Origin of the sequence: Proteiniclasticum ruminis DSM 24773, from assembly GCF_000701905.1 — a bacterium.
Taxonomy (GTDB): domain Bacteria; phylum Bacillota; class Clostridia; order Clostridiales; family Clostridiaceae; genus Proteiniclasticum; species Proteiniclasticum ruminis.
In genome coordinates this window covers 18,861-35,590 of record NZ_JNKC01000007.1, presented here as the reverse complement: position 1 = coordinate 35,590, position 16,730 = coordinate 18,861, and the positions used below count along the sequence as shown (strand labels likewise).

Here is a 16,730-nt window from a genome sequence, read left to right as displayed (position 1 = left end):
ATTTGCCACCACCTTATGGTTTTTGCCAAAGCTCCTTTGGTACTGCTGTGAAATCAGGGAAAGAAGGATCTGGTTCCCCAATGTAGATTTCCCCTGTGTCTCTCTCCACAAAGTAGTATTCTGGAGAAGAGAGTTCTTTGTTTCTTACTTCAAAAGCATAGAACATGGCTTCTTCTTCCGTACCAGGTTTTAAGAATCCGATTCCGTTCTGCAGTATGATCTCATTTCCAGGGAAGGTTTCTTCCATGAGCTTCAATGCGGACTCAAAGCTGTGGACCCGCACATACTCTGGTAGGTTCACTTCAAGGGCATGGATGCTGTTAGGATTTACGGGGTCTTTGATATAAAGATAAATTGGATTTCCTACGTCGTAAAGCTCTGCATAGAGCTGAAGTGTTTTGGATTCTTTGGGCTGCAGGACCATAGACTGAAGAAAACTTTCAGGCATTGCATACTTCTTTTCACCACTTAGAAGCTCTTCCTCCACCTCATAAAAAGTATACCAGTAAATGGAAGGATATGCTTCATTGATGTCCAGAATATGTCCCAAAGTCTCATAGAGCTCCAGAGGTTCCTCCCCAAGATTTTCCGCGTTTATCGTGAGAAAGACGAAGGCGCCATCGGTCACAGAATCAAATATGGTGGATTCATAATTTGGATCCTCATTTTTGAGGATATTGGTGACATACACATCTTGCACCTTTACTTTAAGCTGATCCACTGTGACCTCCGCTCCTGCGTCATAGACTGCCAAAGCAGATTCAGCTGGAGGATTGACATATTCAAAGACCATCTCTTTCTCAGTCTCGGTATCTCTCAGAGTCTCTTTGATGGAGAAAGAACTGAAATCCATGGAAAGAAGACAAAGCCATGAATCATGGGACAGTATGGAAATCACCGGTATTTCTTCCAGGACTTCTTTACTGCTGCCATCCAAGCTCATTTTTTTCAGCTCCAGCATAGAAGCCTTTTCGGTGGTATTGCCATAGTAGATGACCTCATTGGAGATGTGGAAGGAAGAGAGCTTTTCCTCCGTTAGGCGTTTCAGATCCTTTCCGTCCCGATCCATAACAAAGAGCTGATTTTTATCCTCTGCCCCATCCACAAAGTAAATTTTATCCTCATAGAGAATAAAATTTATGACCGATCCATCATGAAGCTTCACAGGATCTTTACCATCTTGATCTGAAACATAGAGACTACGGTCCTCCTGGCGGATGTAATAGAGTCTATTTTCGGAAACAAAAAACTGCTGGATTTTGTCATCAAGAATTCTGGTCACCTCTTCACCACTTTTATTCATTCGATGGAGTGTAAAAGTTTTATCTGGATTGGTCTCTTCGCCCATGGAAATGAAATAAAGGAAGTCGCCGCTGCACTGGAGACTCAATGCCTTCTCATTTGAGAGCACTGAGCGCTCACTTCCGTCTTTCTTCATCTTCACAATGGCATTATTTTCAGTTCCGCTGAGAAAGTACAATAGGTCTCCGGAAATGTTAAGAGAATAAGCAATTTCATCACTCACAGGGATGAGGCCATCACCGCTCTGATCCATCTTGTAGAGCTTGTTTTGGTCACCGAAATGATTGAAGTAGATGGTATCTCCATCACCAACCAGAATGCCGCCGTTCGCTAGATTGCCACTGGTATTTCCGGAAAGGACAGTGCTTTTTTGAGAGGTGCCGCAGCTGAAGAGAATCACAGAGAAACAAAGGAAGAGAGCGGCTTTCCATAATTTTCTGAATCTCATTCCAAACCCTTCTTCTCATATTATTTTTAAGGAGTCCTCCTGCCTTCAGTGTAGCACCTTCTTGTGAAATAACCAGAATATAAATCTGAATATTGTGAAAATAAATCCTAAGAAAACAAAAAGGACCCGGAAGATTCCGGATCCACTGATGTCAAGAGTTATGCGTTTCTTGCCCGCTTCTTGGTGACATAGATCATGATGACACCAAAGAAGATGGCCACCAGAGAAATGAGCTGCGCCTGTCTCATGCCGAGAAACATCAGGCTGTCTGTTCTTAAGCCTTCAATATAGAAACGGCCGATGGAGTAAAGGATCATATAGGCATAGAGAATGATGCCGTGCTCCTTTTCTTTCTTCTTACCGAACCAGATCATCAGTACGATAAAAACCAGCACATTCCAGATGGATTCATAGAGGAATGTGGGGTGATAATAGGTGCCGTTAATGAGCATACCATTTTGGATAAACTCCGGGAACTTCGAAATAAACGCTTCTGTCACAGGACCACCATGGGCTTCCTGGTTCATGAAGTTTCCCCATCTGCCAATGGCTTGGGCGAGAATGATGGCAGGCGCTGCCGCATCGGCCATATCGAGTATTTGTGCCATGTTCTTCTTTTTGATGAGCTTATAAATGAACACACCTATGGCTGCTCCGATGAGCCCTCCGTGAATGGCAAGGCCACCACTTCGGAAGTCCAGCATTTCCATAAAGGTGTCATACTGGTCCAGCTCAAAGATGACATAATAGACTCTGGCTCCGATAAGGGCTAAGGGGAACGCATAGAGAAAAGCATCTGTCACATCATCAAAGCTGACTTTTCCGGCACTTCTTTTGGCATTAAAGTAAACGACAACGAAGGCGACAAGAACGCCTATGGTAATGAGCACACCGTACCACATGATCGGTGTACCAAATAATCTGAATGCAACTGGATCCATAATAGGTACCTCTTTCATTTTAAATTTTGTTCCATTATATCATAGGAAACCTAAGTTTTCTTTAAGGAAATCAGGCAAGACTGCATCATCCTCATAATAGGGGCAGTCCACGGGTGCTTTAGTACATTCGTGAATTGTGAATTAAACAAATTGTCATATCTATAGATGGAATTTTGTTATAATATAGGTACAGAGACAATTTGAGACGAGAGGGAGGATTACTTATGAAAAAGAATATGCTGAAGATTGTTGCCATCTTGATGTCCTTGACACTATTGGCTGCATGTAGCAATAAAGAAAATGGATCTGCTGGAGTGAATGAGGATACAGTGAAGCAGCTGGAGGAGAAGATTGTTTCTCTGGAAGCAGACAATGCAGCGTTGAAGGAAGAGAACGAAGCACTGAAAGTGGAGATTGAAGAGTTGAAAGCTTCCGGTTCTGGAGAACTAATTGAAGAAGAGGAAGAGGAGCTCCCAGTTTTTGGTGCTGAAGAAGACGGTACCATGACTCAAGTAATCAGTATTGTCGTGAAGACGGATGAACCTCTTTTAAACAAAATGCAGATGCTCGCGGATAAGCTTGGAGAGGAAGTCTTTGGCGGCCTGACCATGAAGGCTCTGGAAATCAAGGAAGAGGATGGAAAAAACATCCTTTATGTGGACCTTATTGAAGGGTCCGGAGAAGTGGGTGCCAAGAGCTGGATTTATGATTACTTCCAGGGTTCTACTGGTGGGAATATGACAGAAACAGCATTATCTGAAACATTCCTCCAAAGAGAATATGGTGGAATTTGGGTGGACGGTGTTCATTTCACATTAGATGGTGAGAAAATTGAATTTGACCACGTGCCGAATCTATCTGATACCATTATGAGATAAGAAACGTAAAAGAAAAGGAGTTTTGGAACCCATGATTGCCATGGGAATCCAAAACTCCTTTTTTATGGTTTCTCCAGTTCGAGAATTCTCTGATGCATCTGCTCGGTCAATGAGAATTTTGGAGAGTTCTCCTCTCCAGTATCCTGGTTCTCGATGATGAGGACTTCTGCGTCCTCGCAGAGCGTATGGGTATGCCATACTCCCTTCTTCACATTATAGACCTCATGCAGTCTCATCTCGGTCTTTACGATAGCACCGGGGATTTCTTCGCAACCTGCAGTGTACAGGGCGCATTTGCCACTCAGCAGTACAAACACTTCATCGGTATAAAGGTGCTTCTGCAAGTGGTTGAGGTTTTCCGGCAGCAGATCTTCACAGGGCCTTAAGACCGCAACCCTCCAGGATTCAAAATCTACAAGAGGATGGTATCCAGAAGCGGGAAAAGGAACAATTTCAATATCTTTCATCACATATAACCTCCGTTTGCTGATCAGTCCAGAATCAGGGTAATTTCGTGAAGGGCGTCTTCAGAAAGTTCCAGCAGATCTTCCTTTCTTATTTGTGGTGTTTCTTCATAGAACGCATAGTTTTTTCCGTTCAGTAAAATTTCTTTCACTTTATAAACATCAGGAGATAATTTCTTATCATTCCTATAGATTATTTTAAAGGACCTTCCGGAAAACGGCAATAGAATGGATGCATTTCCTTCCGCGTCAAACTGCTCTGAAACCAGCTGCGGATGGAAATAAAGATTGCCCAGTCTGCCTCTTACACCAAACATTTGCGTGACCACAGAAAGAAGCATCCAGCTGGCGGAGCCTGTGAGGTAATGGTACATGCCTCTTCCTTCCGGATCGACATATTCCGGGATTCCGGGATAGATTTTACTGTTCTCGAAATCCGCACAGTGTGCAAAAAGAGTATTCAGTGCTCTGTAGCCTTCTTTTGCCAGGCCTCTTAAATAGAGCGCATAACCGTACATCACGGTCATATGGGAGAATACAGCACCGTTTTCTTTGTGGCCATAGGCAAAGCCGAACATTCTGCCAAGGTCCATCTTCACTTCATGGAAATTGGTGTTCAGTTTATACCCGCCAATCTTCGGGTCATAGAGATGCGCATCACAGGCTCTTACAATCTTTTTCAGCTGAGACTCCTCTGCGGTGGAGGACATTACAGAAAATACCTGGCTGGTGAGCATCATGCGAAGACCTCCAGAGAAGGATCCTTCCACGCGTCTTTTATGATTGTCATAGTAACCGTTAAAGAAGCCATGGCCATCCTCTGTTTCGAGCCATTCATTCGACCGGATCCATTCTTTCATGAATGCCGCCTTGGTTCTTAAGGATCCAATGATTTCCTCCAGAAAATAGGATTTTCTCTCTCCAGTGAAAGGCGTATTCAAATACATGGTAAGTCTTTCTTTCTTTTTCTCTATGGAGGAGAAATCAGATGTGGAGGTCTGAAGAAGCACCTGAAGTTGGCTGGTGAGATCCACTGCGTTGTAGCCTTCCTTTTTCAGTTCCATAAGAAGATCTGCGATATCTTCGAGATTCTTCGCATACATTGCGGTGAAAGCAACACTTTCACCGTTTTTGTCTGCCATATCCAGAGCATCATTCCAGTCTGCACCATGGATTTTCAGATGACCATGGGCACCTACATCATGCACTGCTGTGAGATGCTCCACCAGAATATGCTCTAGAACTGTGCCTTTGTAGGGTTTCTCCTGAGCATCCATGAGCAGGTTTTTGTGCTCTTGTTTCCAGGCAGGATCTTTCTTCTCTCCCCGATGGATCTGAGGATCACTGAAGTATGTGGTTTCCTCTTGGAGAAGTTTGAGATCCCCTGTCTGCTGAATGTAGAGATGGGTGGTGAGAAATGGCCACATGGCATGGTCCATCCAGACACGGGTGATGTTGTTTCTGTCTGCCACAAATTCCCCAGGATTCATACCGATGATGGTAGCATTGGTGCCATCTATCCGGACACCGGCAAAGTTTTGAAGTAGCATTTCCCGGACTTTGGATGGCTCCATGATGAGAAGAGCCAGGCAGTCTTGCCATAAATCACGCCAGCCCCGTCCACCTTTACCGTAATCATGATGAGGCAGGAAGGAGCAGCCGTAGATCCTTCGGAGGAACGGCTGAAAAGCCACCCAGCGCATCCACTGGTTGAAGCTTGAACTGGAGGTGTTCACCTGGATATTCACCTTTTCACGCCAGTACTTGATGGTTTTCTCCAGTCCATTCTCGAACTGAGCTTTCTCAAGATAGGCCAGAACAGAGTCCTCACTGGAGTCCATTTCATCTTTGAAAGTCAGGAGGAAAGAATAGAACGCGCTTTCACCAGGTAGAAGGGTCCGTTTTCCAAACTGCAGCCCCCCCAGCGCTTCGAATCCTTCAGAGGTTTCTCCTTCCTTGGCAAGAGGTGTAGGCTTTGTAAAATATCTGGGATTCTCAAGACTTCCGCCTTCTCCGATGAAATCCTTGATGGTGGTGACAAATCCCAAGGGGGCTTCGCCATCCATGGCGCCGTAAGCACCGTAAGACACTGTGTTTTTCTGATGGCCACGCTCATCAAAGCTCATGGTTGGACATACAGAAACACCAAACTTCTCTGTGTGAACACGATGAAGCAATGCTGTCACGTGACGGTGATCTCTTATATTGTCAGCAGATCTTCCATAAATAGGGGTCGCGGAGAACACTTCAACATCCATGGCTTCAGAAGAAGTATTTGTCAATGTAACGCCTGTCACTTCCACAAGCACATCCTCAGAAGGCACATAAGATGTGATTTCTGCTTTCAGTCCAAAGCTGGAGGTCCTTTCGGTTTTCTGGTGCATGAACCCTGCTTCCAGAACCGTTGTCTCTTTTTTGTCTGTGAAAAGCTGAGCTTCCTGGGAAGAGGATTTTCCTGTGGCAGACCAAAGAATCTCTCCATTGACTTTTACCCAGATATTCCTGGAGGATTTGTCATTATGCAGGTTCTCAATGCTCACTGGAGGAAGGAGAAATGCATTCTGTGAGATTTTGAGATCCCCGGAGAGATTCGGAGAAATAGAGCTCATCACCCCGTGCTCATTGGCCAATGGAAAATAGAGGCCTGAAGTCCATTCAGGATGTTCCAGTCGGAAACTTTCATCATGATCATTAAGATAGCGAATCATATTTATAAATACCTCCTGTATTTTTGATATAGGATGCCCTATTTTGCTCCAAGTATAACAAAGGAAAGAAGTAGAAAAAATTTATTAATTTTGCTGGATAGGTAAAAATTTTTACCTTCTTCTTTGGAAATCTTGCAAATGTAAACCTTTTTCTCTAAGTTTATGGTGGGATCAAATGATATACTTTGGAGAGGCAGAGTCAAATTGTTATGTCCAGGAGGATTCTATGAAAGAGTTATATAAAAGTTTAACGATAAAATCACGAATCATCATACTGAATATCACCATTCTTATTATTTCCATCAGCATGTCCTTTGTCTTTATATCCTTTATAAATAGAAAATACACGGAGAGAGAGGTCGGGGAGGCCGGTATTCAGACCGTGAATGCCCTGAAGGGCAATCTCAGCATCATTTTTGATAATGTTACACAGTTTTCTGACTTGATTTATTTTGATGAGGACATCCAGAGCTCTCTTCGAAGCATCGACTCCATATATATGGATCCCTATATACTGAGCAGTATTCGGAAAAGTCTGGTGAATATGATCCTATCTGGGGAGTATCTCTCTGGTGTCTATATATTTGACAAGTACCATAATACATACAGTTCCTATAAAAATGCACCGGAGAAAGTAAACTCCGGAGAAATCCGGTCTACCTTCTGGTATCATAATCTCAAAAAAGCCAGGGGCAACGGCTTTTTCATCCATAAAAGCGAAGGCATCATCCTGTACCGAAACCAGCCAAATTATATCTCCTATATCAGGGAAATTGGAGATATGAACACTTACGAGACTCTGGCAACGCTTCTTGTCACCATTGATGCAAGGACGCTGGAATCTTACTTTGAGGAAGTCAGTGCAGAATCCAACAATGATTTCTTCATTGTGGATGGAAAGAACAATTACATCATTCCTCCGAAAAATCATGAGGAAGATCTGAAAAACAAACTGGATAAAATGCAGGAAGAGGAGAAGCCTTATGTTCGAGTAGACCTTCAAGGAGACAGAACGATACTTGTGAAGCAGGATATGGGCATCAATGACTGGCAGCTGGTAGGAGCTTTTAAAACAGACAAACTGGAAGTCATGGCGCCATATTACACCACAGCCATAGCCATCATTGTGGTCATCAATATCCTCTTTGTCTTCATCAGCTCCATGATTCTCACACGGCTGATCTTCAAGCCTCTTTCCAAGGTGGGGAATCATATGAGGATGGTGGAGAAGGGGCATTTCATGGAGATGGCTATAGACAAACACCCCAATGAAATCAATGAGCTGAAAAGAATTTTCAATGGAATGACGCTGTCCATCCGGAATCTCATTGCCAAAGTGAAAGAAGAAGAGCAGATCATCGCCAAAGGAAAACTTGACATCATCAACGCCCAGATTAATCCTCATTTCCTGTACAACACACTTGATGCAGTGTCAGCTCTTGCGCTGATGGAGGATTATCAGAACTGTTTCAAGATCACGCAAGCACTGGGCAGTTTTTATCGGAACAGCCTCAACAGCGGGCTGGATCTGATCTCCATCCGAGATGAGATTGAGAGCATTAAAAGCTATATCACTATCCTGAATATCCGGTATGACAATAACATTGAAGTGCTTTTCGATGTCGAGGAAGATCTTCTCCATGAGAAGGTGCTGAAGCTCATTCTACAGCCACCTGTGGAAAATGCGATACATCATGGGATCAGAAGCCGAAGCGGAAAAGGCACCATCTGGATCAACATCTTTGAACGAGATGGTGAGATTATCTTTGCGGTATCCGACAATGGAAAAGGCATGAGTGAGAAAAGAGTGGAAGAGGTGCTGAAAGGCGAGTGTAAAACCGGGAAATCCGGATTTGGGCTTCATGGACAAATGGAAAGAATCAGGCTTTATTATGATATTGATGATCCCATCTCCATCCATAGTGTAGAAGGAGTTGGTACGGAAGTGACCATAAGAGTGAGACGTCTAAAGGAGGGAAAGAAATGATTCGGGTATTGATTGTGGATGATGAAAAACTTGAAAGGGTACTGATCCGAAAAGGTTTTTCCTGGGAGGACCATGGTTTCCATATCATTGGGGAGGCTTCTTCTGGGGAAGAAGCTTTAAACATCATTCGCCTGGAAAAACCGGATGTGATTCTGACAGATATCAGCATGGCAGGAATGGATGGACTCACTCTTTCTGAAAAAATCAGGAAAATTCATCCTCAAGCAAAAATTGTCATCATTACCGGATACCGGGAGTTTGAGTACGCAAGAAAAGCCGTGCAGCTGGGGGTGGAGGATTTTCTACTGAAGCCCGTATCCATGGAGGATTTATCTAAAGTATCCACCAAGATCAAGGCGGATATTTTAGAGGAGATTGAAAAGGAAAGAAGTATAGAAAGGCTCAAAGAAAGCACACTTGCAGAGCAAGCCATTATCCTCGAGAGTCTTCTTCAAAGAGTGGTGGAAGATGAAAGCCTTCAGGGTGCAGCCAAAGAAAAACTGAGAGCTTCGGGTCTTTATCATCTGACCGAAGCCCATACCGTATGGAATATGAGAATCAGAGAACAGAACGGAGCGACGGACGAGAGTAGAATTCATACGGTCCGCGAACTTCTGGGAAACTGTGTGGATGAGTTTATGGTTTTTCAGCACTCTTCTCAAAATCTGGTGGTCATCCATAAAAGTATCTCCATGGAAGACTCATTGGAAAAAGCAAGGAATATTCATGAATCCCTGAATCTTCGCATGAAGCTGTATGCAACCATCGGAATCAGTCGTGTACATCATGGCGTGGATGAACTGTCTCCAGCTTTCCGTGAAGCTCAGAAAGCTCTCAGTGCTTCGGTTCTTCTTGGAAGAAACCGGGTCATCACCTTTCCAGAATATGAGAGTATTCTCTTACGGAATGAAGAGAAAAGAGAAATGGACTGGGACGATTTCACATTTTCCGTGGAAAATCATCTGGAAGAGAAGGTCATGAAGTACATTGATCAGTATATCGACTTTATCACAAGCTCTAACATCACAGATATTGAGTACTACCGCATGATGACCATGGATCTCATCTCCAAGGCCTCCTCTCCCTTATATGCCATAGGTCTTGATCTGGAAGCTCTATATGGGGAGGATGAGTTTTATAAAAATATCCGGTCCATCCACACTGTCGGCGAGATGAATGATTTTCTCAAAGAGAGCATCAGTAAAATTATGGCTCTTCATAAAGGTCGTAAATCAAAGAGAGGTCGTAAAGTAGTACAGGATGCATTGGACTGCATCTCAGAAGATCTGTATTCACCAGAACTAAGTTTAGGGTTTGTGGCTCAGAAGATTTTTGCAAACGAGAGCTATCTCAGTCGTGTTTTTAAGAAAGAAGTGGGCCAGAGCTTCATTGAGTACGTGCTGAAAAAGAGAATTGAAGAGAGCATCCGTCTCTTGAACACCACAGACGATAAGGTCTATGAGATTGCTGAGAAGGTAGGATTCAAGGATTCTCACTATTTCAGTCTCTGTTTTAAAAAGGTCACTGGCGTCACGGTGAAAGAGTACCGAAGGGGCAGAGAAGATGTGTAAGATTCACATGAAAAGGTTTAAATAAGGTAAAAATAATCACCTTTTTAGGCAAAATATTAAATTTTCCTTCTGAGAGTCCTCCAGTATACTAAGGATAACGTTAAAACATGCATGGAAAATTTGGTGCCAAGGACAACGATGAAGTAATAATTGGGAGGAAAATATCAGATGAAAAAGAATCTTATCAGTAGACTCGCAGCGGCTGTGTTATCCGCTACTATGGTACTTGGGCTTGCAGCCTGCGGCAGCAAGGATGAGCCGGGAGCCGAGACACCTGGATCAGAAACAGGTGGAGAAGTGACCCTTAATGTCTGGCATCAGTGGTCCAATGACACCAATGAACTGAAGAAGCTTTACGATCAGGCTGTTGCAGATTACATCAAAGACAATCCGAATGTGAAGATTGAAACACAGACTCTGGATACAGAAGCATACAAGACCAAGATTTCCGCTGAGTTTGCAGGAGATGCCAAGGGAATCGACGTGTTCTACTACTGGGGTGCTGGTACTGCAAGAAAGCTTGTAAATGCAGACAAACTTCTGCCCATCGATGAGTATCTTACAGATGATGTGAAGTCCAGAATTCTGGAGGGATCCACCACTGCTTTCGAGTATGATGGAAAGCTTTATTCTGTACCTTCCTTCTCCTGGTTCATGACACTTTTCGCCAATAAGAAAATGTTTGAAGATGCTGGTGCAAAGCTTCCAGAAACCTATGAGGATCTGGTGGATGCAGTTGAGAAGCTTCAGAAGCTGGATGGGGTAACACCAATCGCAGCAGGAGCCAAGGATGGATGGAATGCAGCCTTTATCTACCAGGCACTGGCCTTGAGAGAAGTAGGAGCAGACAACATCAACAAGATGCTCACGGGCGAAGTGCCATTTGAAGATGCTGGATACACAGAAGCAGCAAATAAGCTTGTGGAACTTTACGACATGGGTGCTTTTGGAAAGAATCCTCTGGAGTCCGGAAATGATGATGCCAATGCAGCTTTCGGAAATGAAAGAGCAGCTATGAGAATCATGGGTAGCTGGATGGCTAATGGAATCTACACCGATACCACCGCCACCATCGACCCTGCTAATGTAGTGGCACTGAATATGCCAATGGTTTCTGGAAAAGGCAATGCCACCGATTATGCAGGCGGATTCGTAGAATCCTTCTGGGTGAACAAGAATACAGCAAATAAAGAAGAAGCGGCAAAGTTTGCCATCTATATCAACGAAAGAATGGGTGTAGCAGCCTATGAGACAGGTACAGGATTCAGCGGATGGACAACAGAAGCAGATGAAAGCAATCTGAACCCACTGTTCATTCAGATCAAGGAAATTCTTGGAAAGAGCAAAGCAGGTGTTCTGGCTTGGGATACTTCCCTGGATTCCGAACCTGCCACTATCCACAATGAAATGGTACAGACTCTGTTTGCACCAAATGCGGATGTAGATGCATTTATCGAGGAACATAAGGCAGCCATAAACAAATAACATAAGTTAACAGGCTGTAGAAGAGAGAGTATGGGTGTCGCTGGCATAATAGAAAGCGATACCCATTTTCTTATCATATTGGAGGATTTTATGGAAAAGATGTTAGGTAAAAAACGACATATTGCAGTATTTGTACTGCCTGCACTCCTCATCTTCGTGGTCTTCAGCATCATTCCCCTCATCACCTCAGGACTCTACAGTCTGTTTGAGTATGACGGGATCGGGACCATGAAGTTCATCGGATTTGACAACTATATCCGTATGTTCACAGGCGACCGGTATTTCCCGAAGGCCGTGGTGAATTCACTGATTCTAGTGGGGGCATCTCTGTTCATCCAGCTCCCCATCTCTTTAGGGCTGGCGATGCTTCTATCCAAAGGCGTAAAGGGAGAGAAGTTTTTCAGGACTATTTATTTTCTGCCTGTGGTCATCTCCAGTATGGTCATCGGTCAGCTGTGGATCAAGATTTTCCATAGCGAATATGGCCTTTTGAACCTTCTCATCTCCACTGTCACGGGAGAAACCTTTGACTATTCCTGGCTGTCCAATCCAAGAACTGCGTTTCTCAGCACAGTGGTTCCAGCGGTGTGGCAGTATATCGGCTACCATATGCTGATCTTCTATGCGGGCATCAAATCCATTCCGAAAGACTATTATGAAGCGGCCATGATTGACGGAGCCACCAGATGGCAGACCAATCTTAAGATTACCATTCCTCTTCTGGCACCAGTCATCAAAACTTGCTCGATCTTTGCCATCACAGGATCTTTAAGAGCCTTTGACCTCATCTATGTCATGACCGGAGGAGGCCCAAATCATGCCAGTGATGTGCCGGCAACGCTGATGTACAATAACCTCTTCCGTCGTGGCCTTTATGGATTCGGAAGTGCTCAGGCGTTCTTTATTGTCATTGAATGTCTAGCCTTTTCCTACATTGTCACAAAACTGTTCAAAAAAGCCGAAGAGAATGTTTCTGCATTATAAAGGAGGGAAAACGAGATGAAAAAGAAAAAAATATCCAAGTATCTGACCATGAGTGTACTCATACTGATTGCCATCACTCAGATTTTCCCTCTCTACTGGCTGATCAACTTTTCGCTGAAGGGCAATGCCGAAATCTTCGGAGACAACATCATCGGTCTCCCAAGAAACTGGCGATGGGAAAACTACATCACTGCTTTGACCCAGACGAAGATTCTGCGCTATTTCCTGAACTCTGTCTTTTACTCGTTCACCACGGTGGTGGTGTCCGGAGTCCTTTCCGCCATGGCGGCTTATGGTATTTCCAGAATGAGGTGGAAGCTCAGCGGTCTTGTCTATGGCATCTTTGCCTTAGGAATCATGATTCCGGCTCAGGCAGCCCTTCTTCCACTTTTTCAGCTGCTGGACAGAACTGGGCTTAAAGGTGGCTATCTGGGGCTTCTGATTCCTTATATTGCAGGTGCCATCCCCATGAGTATCCTGATTCTTACTGGATTCTACAAAAGCATTCCAAAAGAGATTGAGGAGGCGGCTTACATCGATGGATGTGGGGTCTTCAGGACCTTCTTCCTGATTATTCTGCCCATCATAAAACCAGCCATTGCCACAGCTTCCGTGTTCACATTCCTGGGTACTTGGAATGAGCTGATGCTGGCGAACACTTTTGTGGACAGCGATGCCTACAGAACGCTGCCCGTGGGCATCATGTCCTTTGCGGGGCAGTATTCCACAGACTGGGGCCTTATTGGTGCAGGAATGGTCATCGCGACTCTTCCTACCATTATCATTTACTTCATGCTGAGCAATCAGGTCCAGGAAAGCCTGGTAGCTGGTGCAGTGAAAGGATAGGTGAAAGATTTATATGGATCTTATCGGTAAAAATGCAGTACAGAAAAACTATCAGGTGCAGTCTCCCTTCTCCAGCTTCCTGCCGGGGATCGGAGGTCTTCACGGCATCCCTCTTTGGTGTTATTATGTGAACCGCGGGCAAGCCGTGGTGAGCTTCGGGACAGAAACAAAAGATCATTCCATCATGGAGTTCTATCCTGCGCACCAGTCCTTTCAGATGGTTAAAAACCTTGGATTCAGAAGCTTTCTGAAGGTGGATGGCATCTACTATGAACCCTTCAGGAACGACGAAGCGGCTACAACCATGACCATTGGGAAGAATTCTCTGGAGCTGACAGAAGTTCATGAAGAACTGGGTTTTTCCATACATGTGAAGTACTATGTGCTGCCGGAGGAGAACTTAGGCGCCCTGGTGAGAAAAGTCACAATTAAGAATCTCAAAAAGGAAAAGAGAGATCTCCAGTGGCTGGATGGAATGCCTGCGATCCTTCCCTACGGCATCTCCCTCCGTTCCATGAAGGACACAGGCCAGACCATGAAAGCCTGGATGCAGGTGGAAGTAGAAGAGGAAAATCTTCCATATTACAGAGTAAAGACCAGCACCACAGATACTTCAGAGGTGCAGTTCAATGAAAAAGGAAACTTCTACCTCACTGTGGGACCTGAGGGGCATCTTCTTAAAATCCTTGTGGATCCCCAAGCGGTATTTCTGCATGATCTATCCTATGAGCAACCGGTAAACTTCAAGAGATCCCTGAAGGATGTGCTTCAGTTTCAGGAGATTCCAAGAAATCAGGTGCCATCGGCTTTCTCTGTTTTTGAGGGAGAGGTTCAAGCAGAGGGCTCTGTGAACCTCAGATCCTACAGCGGCATGGCAGAGTCAAAGGAGATCCTGAGATATTTCAAAGAGAAGGTCCTTCAGAAAGGATATGAAGCTGAAAAAGAAAATAGAGCGGACCAACTGGTGGAGGAGATCACAAGTCCAATCAGAACCAGCACCGCCCATGATATTTTTGATGCCTACTGTGAGCAGACCTTTCTTGACAACGTCCTACGGGGTGGGGCTCCTGTAAAAATGGGAGATAAGGTCATCCATGTATATTCCCGAAAACATGGAGACATCGAAAGGGACTATAATGCATTCATGCTGGCTCCGGAGTTCTACAGCCAGGGCAACGGGAACTTTAGAGATGTCAACCAGAACAGAAGAAGTGACGTCCGATTCTATCCCTATGTGGAAGATCGGATGCTGAAGATGTTTTATCATTTTATCCAGCTGGATGGCTACAATCCTCTCCAGATTAGGCCTACCATGTATCAGGCTATGGACCTTCATAAGATTCTAGCTCTGTTTCCCGCAGAAGAAAAAGACGACTATGTAGAATTTTTCAGTAAGGAATTTTCACTGGGGAGGCTCTCGATGCTCCTGGAAGAAAAAGGGATGGAAGATTCCGAGCTGAAAGTCCTTTTCGAAAAAGTACTGACCCACTCCGAAGAACTCTACCATGCAGATTTTTTGGAAGGTTATTGGACCGATCATTTTGTGTATAATCTGGATCTACTGGAAAACTATCTGTCGGTCTATCCCGAGAAGAAAAAGAGTGTTCTTTTTGAAGACAGAAGTTATACGTATTATGTTCAGAAAGCCCATGTGCTGAAACGCGAAGACCGCTATGTGGAGACCAAGAGAGGTATTAGGCAGTACAAAGCCCTGGAGGAGATGGAATCCATCGGGGAAGAAAAGATCAGAAAAGAGTATGGAAGAGGAGAAATCTATACATCCACGCTGTTAGAAAAGCTGGTGCTTTTAGCCTCTTTGAAGTTTGCCACTCTGGATATGGAAGGCAGAGGCATCGAGATGGAAGGCGGAAAACCTGGATGGTATGATGCGCTCAATGGTCTTCCGGGACTCTTTGGATCCAATGTGGCGGATGCCTGTGAGCTTCTGAGACTTCTGAAATATCTGGAAGAGGTGATGGATCTGCAGGATGCAACTTGCATTTTCCCGGAGGAGTTTACGGGGCTTCTGGAAAGCTTGGAAGAAATCGTCATAAGCTATGAGAAGGCAGCAGGAAAGAAGAGCCGGTTTGAAGTCTGGGATGAGATGAATACAAAGAAAGAAATCTATCGTGAAAAGATCAGAAATGGTATTTCAGGAGCGGAAACGGTACTGTCTGGACAAAGGATAAAGGAAGTGATTGCATCCTTCCGTACCTATCTGTCCCAGGGCATCAGGGACGCCGTGGCGGAAAATGAAGGTCTGTGTCCAACCTATTACAGCTATGAGATTAAAGATTATGAAAAGAAGAATGGAAAAGTGGTGCCAAGATCCTTCGAGCGGAAAACGCTTCCGCTGTTTTTGGAAGGCCCTGTGAAGCATCTGAAGCTGGTGGATGGCATAGAAGAAAGAGAAGAGATTGCAAAAAGAGTGAGAACCAGTGCGCTTTATGATGAAAAGCTGAAGATGTATAAAGTGAACACTTCTTTGGAACATCTCTCTGGAGAACTGGGAAGAGCGAAATCCTTCTCCCCAGGATGGCTTGAAAATGAGTCCATCTGGCTCCATATGGAGTATAAGTATCTTCTGGAGCTCCTGAAAAATGGTGTTTATGAAAGATTCTTTGAAGACTTCAAGACCATGTGCGTTCCGTTCTTAAACAGTGAGACCTATGGCAGAAGCCTTTTGGAGAATTCTTCTTTCATCGCTTCCAGTGCAAATCCTGACCCGAAGATCCATGGGAAAGGATTCGTGGCAAGGCTCAGCGGTTCCACCGCGGAGTTTTTGGATATGTATCAGCGTATGATGTTTGGGGAAGAGCTGTTTTGCCTGAAGGGGAATCTTTTGCAACTGAACTTTGCGCCATGTCTTCCAGAATATCTTGTGCCTGAGGACGGAAAGGTGGAAGCCACCCTTCTTGGCCGCAGTAAGGTGAGTTATCACTTTTCAAAGAAAAAGAACATCATCCCAGGAAAATACGCCATCCGAAAGATAGAGGTGCGCCAACCTCTGGGAGAAACGGACATCTATTACTCCCGTGTTACAGGAGAAGGTGCGGAAAAAGTCAGAAAGGGTCAAGTGGACCATATCAAAGTTTATGTGGATGTAGAGTAGAAAA

Annotated in this window: 11 protein-coding genes; 7 read left to right on the top strand and 4 right to left on the bottom strand. The window is 44.5% G+C overall.

The annotated features are described in order from the left end of the window. Positions 1-13: 13 nt before the first annotated feature. Together T487_RS0109460 and lgt are read right to left on the bottom strand one after the other, a co-directional pair. Positions 14-1,750: a DUF5050 domain-containing protein gene (locus tag T487_RS0109460; RefSeq protein ID WP_031576739.1), complete on the bottom strand. Its 1,737-nt coding sequence runs from the start codon at positions 1,748-1,750 to the stop codon at positions 14-16. Positions 1,751-1,908: 158 nt separating this feature from the next. Beyond that, positions 1,909-2,691, bottom strand: a complete 783-nt coding sequence (gene lgt, locus T487_RS0109455) for a prolipoprotein diacylglyceryl transferase (protein WP_031576737.1) — start codon at positions 2,689-2,691, stop codon at positions 1,909-1,911. Between the two features lie 224 nt (positions 2,692-2,915). On the opposite strand from lgt, the gene T487_RS15950 reads away from it, so the two are divergent. Beyond that, the gene (locus T487_RS15950; protein WP_031576735.1) at positions 2,916-3,569 is read left to right on the top strand and encodes an FtsB family cell division protein; all 654 of its coding nucleotides are present in this window, start codon (positions 2,916-2,918) and stop codon (positions 3,567-3,569) included. Positions 3,570-3,631: 62 nt separating this feature from the next. Here the strand turns inward: T487_RS15950 and T487_RS0109445 are convergent, their stop codons facing one another. After that, the gene (locus T487_RS0109445; protein ID WP_031576733.1) at positions 3,632-4,036 is read right to left on the bottom strand and encodes a hypothetical protein; all 405 of its coding nucleotides are present in this window, start codon (positions 4,034-4,036) and stop codon (positions 3,632-3,634) included. Between the two features lie 23 nt (positions 4,037-4,059). Beyond that, on the bottom strand, positions 4,060-6,741 hold the full coding sequence (locus tag T487_RS0109440) for a GH36-type glycosyl hydrolase domain-containing protein (protein WP_031576731.1): 2,682 nt from the start codon (positions 6,739-6,741) through the stop codon (positions 4,060-4,062). A gap of 226 nt (positions 6,742-6,967) precedes the next feature. Between T487_RS0109440 and T487_RS0109435 the strand changes: the two genes are divergently transcribed. From T487_RS0109435 to T487_RS0109410, 6 genes are all read left to right on the top strand, one after another. Next, a complete protein-coding gene (locus T487_RS0109435; protein ID WP_031576729.1) occupies positions 6,968-8,728 on the top strand; it encodes a sensor histidine kinase in 1,761 nt (586 codons plus the stop codon). Next, positions 8,725-10,299 (top strand): response regulator, encoded by a 1,575-nt coding sequence (locus T487_RS0109430; protein ID WP_031576727.1) that lies wholly within the window; start codon positions 8,725-8,727, stop codon positions 10,297-10,299. The genes T487_RS0109435 and T487_RS0109430 overlap by 4 nt, the downstream gene beginning before the upstream one ends. A gap of 168 nt (positions 10,300-10,467) precedes the next feature. Then, a complete protein-coding gene (locus tag T487_RS0109425) occupies positions 10,468-11,784 on the top strand; it encodes an ABC transporter substrate-binding protein (RefSeq protein ID WP_031576725.1) in 1,317 nt (438 codons plus the stop codon). A gap of 90 nt (positions 11,785-11,874) precedes the next feature. Further along, positions 11,875-12,768 (top strand): carbohydrate ABC transporter permease, encoded by an 894-nt coding sequence (locus T487_RS0109420; RefSeq protein ID WP_031576722.1) that lies wholly within the window; start codon positions 11,875-11,877, stop codon positions 12,766-12,768. Positions 12,769-12,783: 15 nt separating this feature from the next. Next, positions 12,784-13,614, top strand: coding sequence for a carbohydrate ABC transporter permease (locus T487_RS0109415; RefSeq protein ID WP_031576720.1), 831 nt, complete (start codon positions 12,784-12,786; stop codon positions 13,612-13,614). Between the two features lie 13 nt (positions 13,615-13,627). Further along, entirely contained in the window at positions 13,628-16,726 is a 3,099-nt protein-coding gene (locus tag T487_RS0109410) for a hypothetical protein (RefSeq protein ID WP_031576719.1), read from the top strand. The last annotated feature ends 4 nt before the right edge of the window (positions 16,727-16,730 follow it).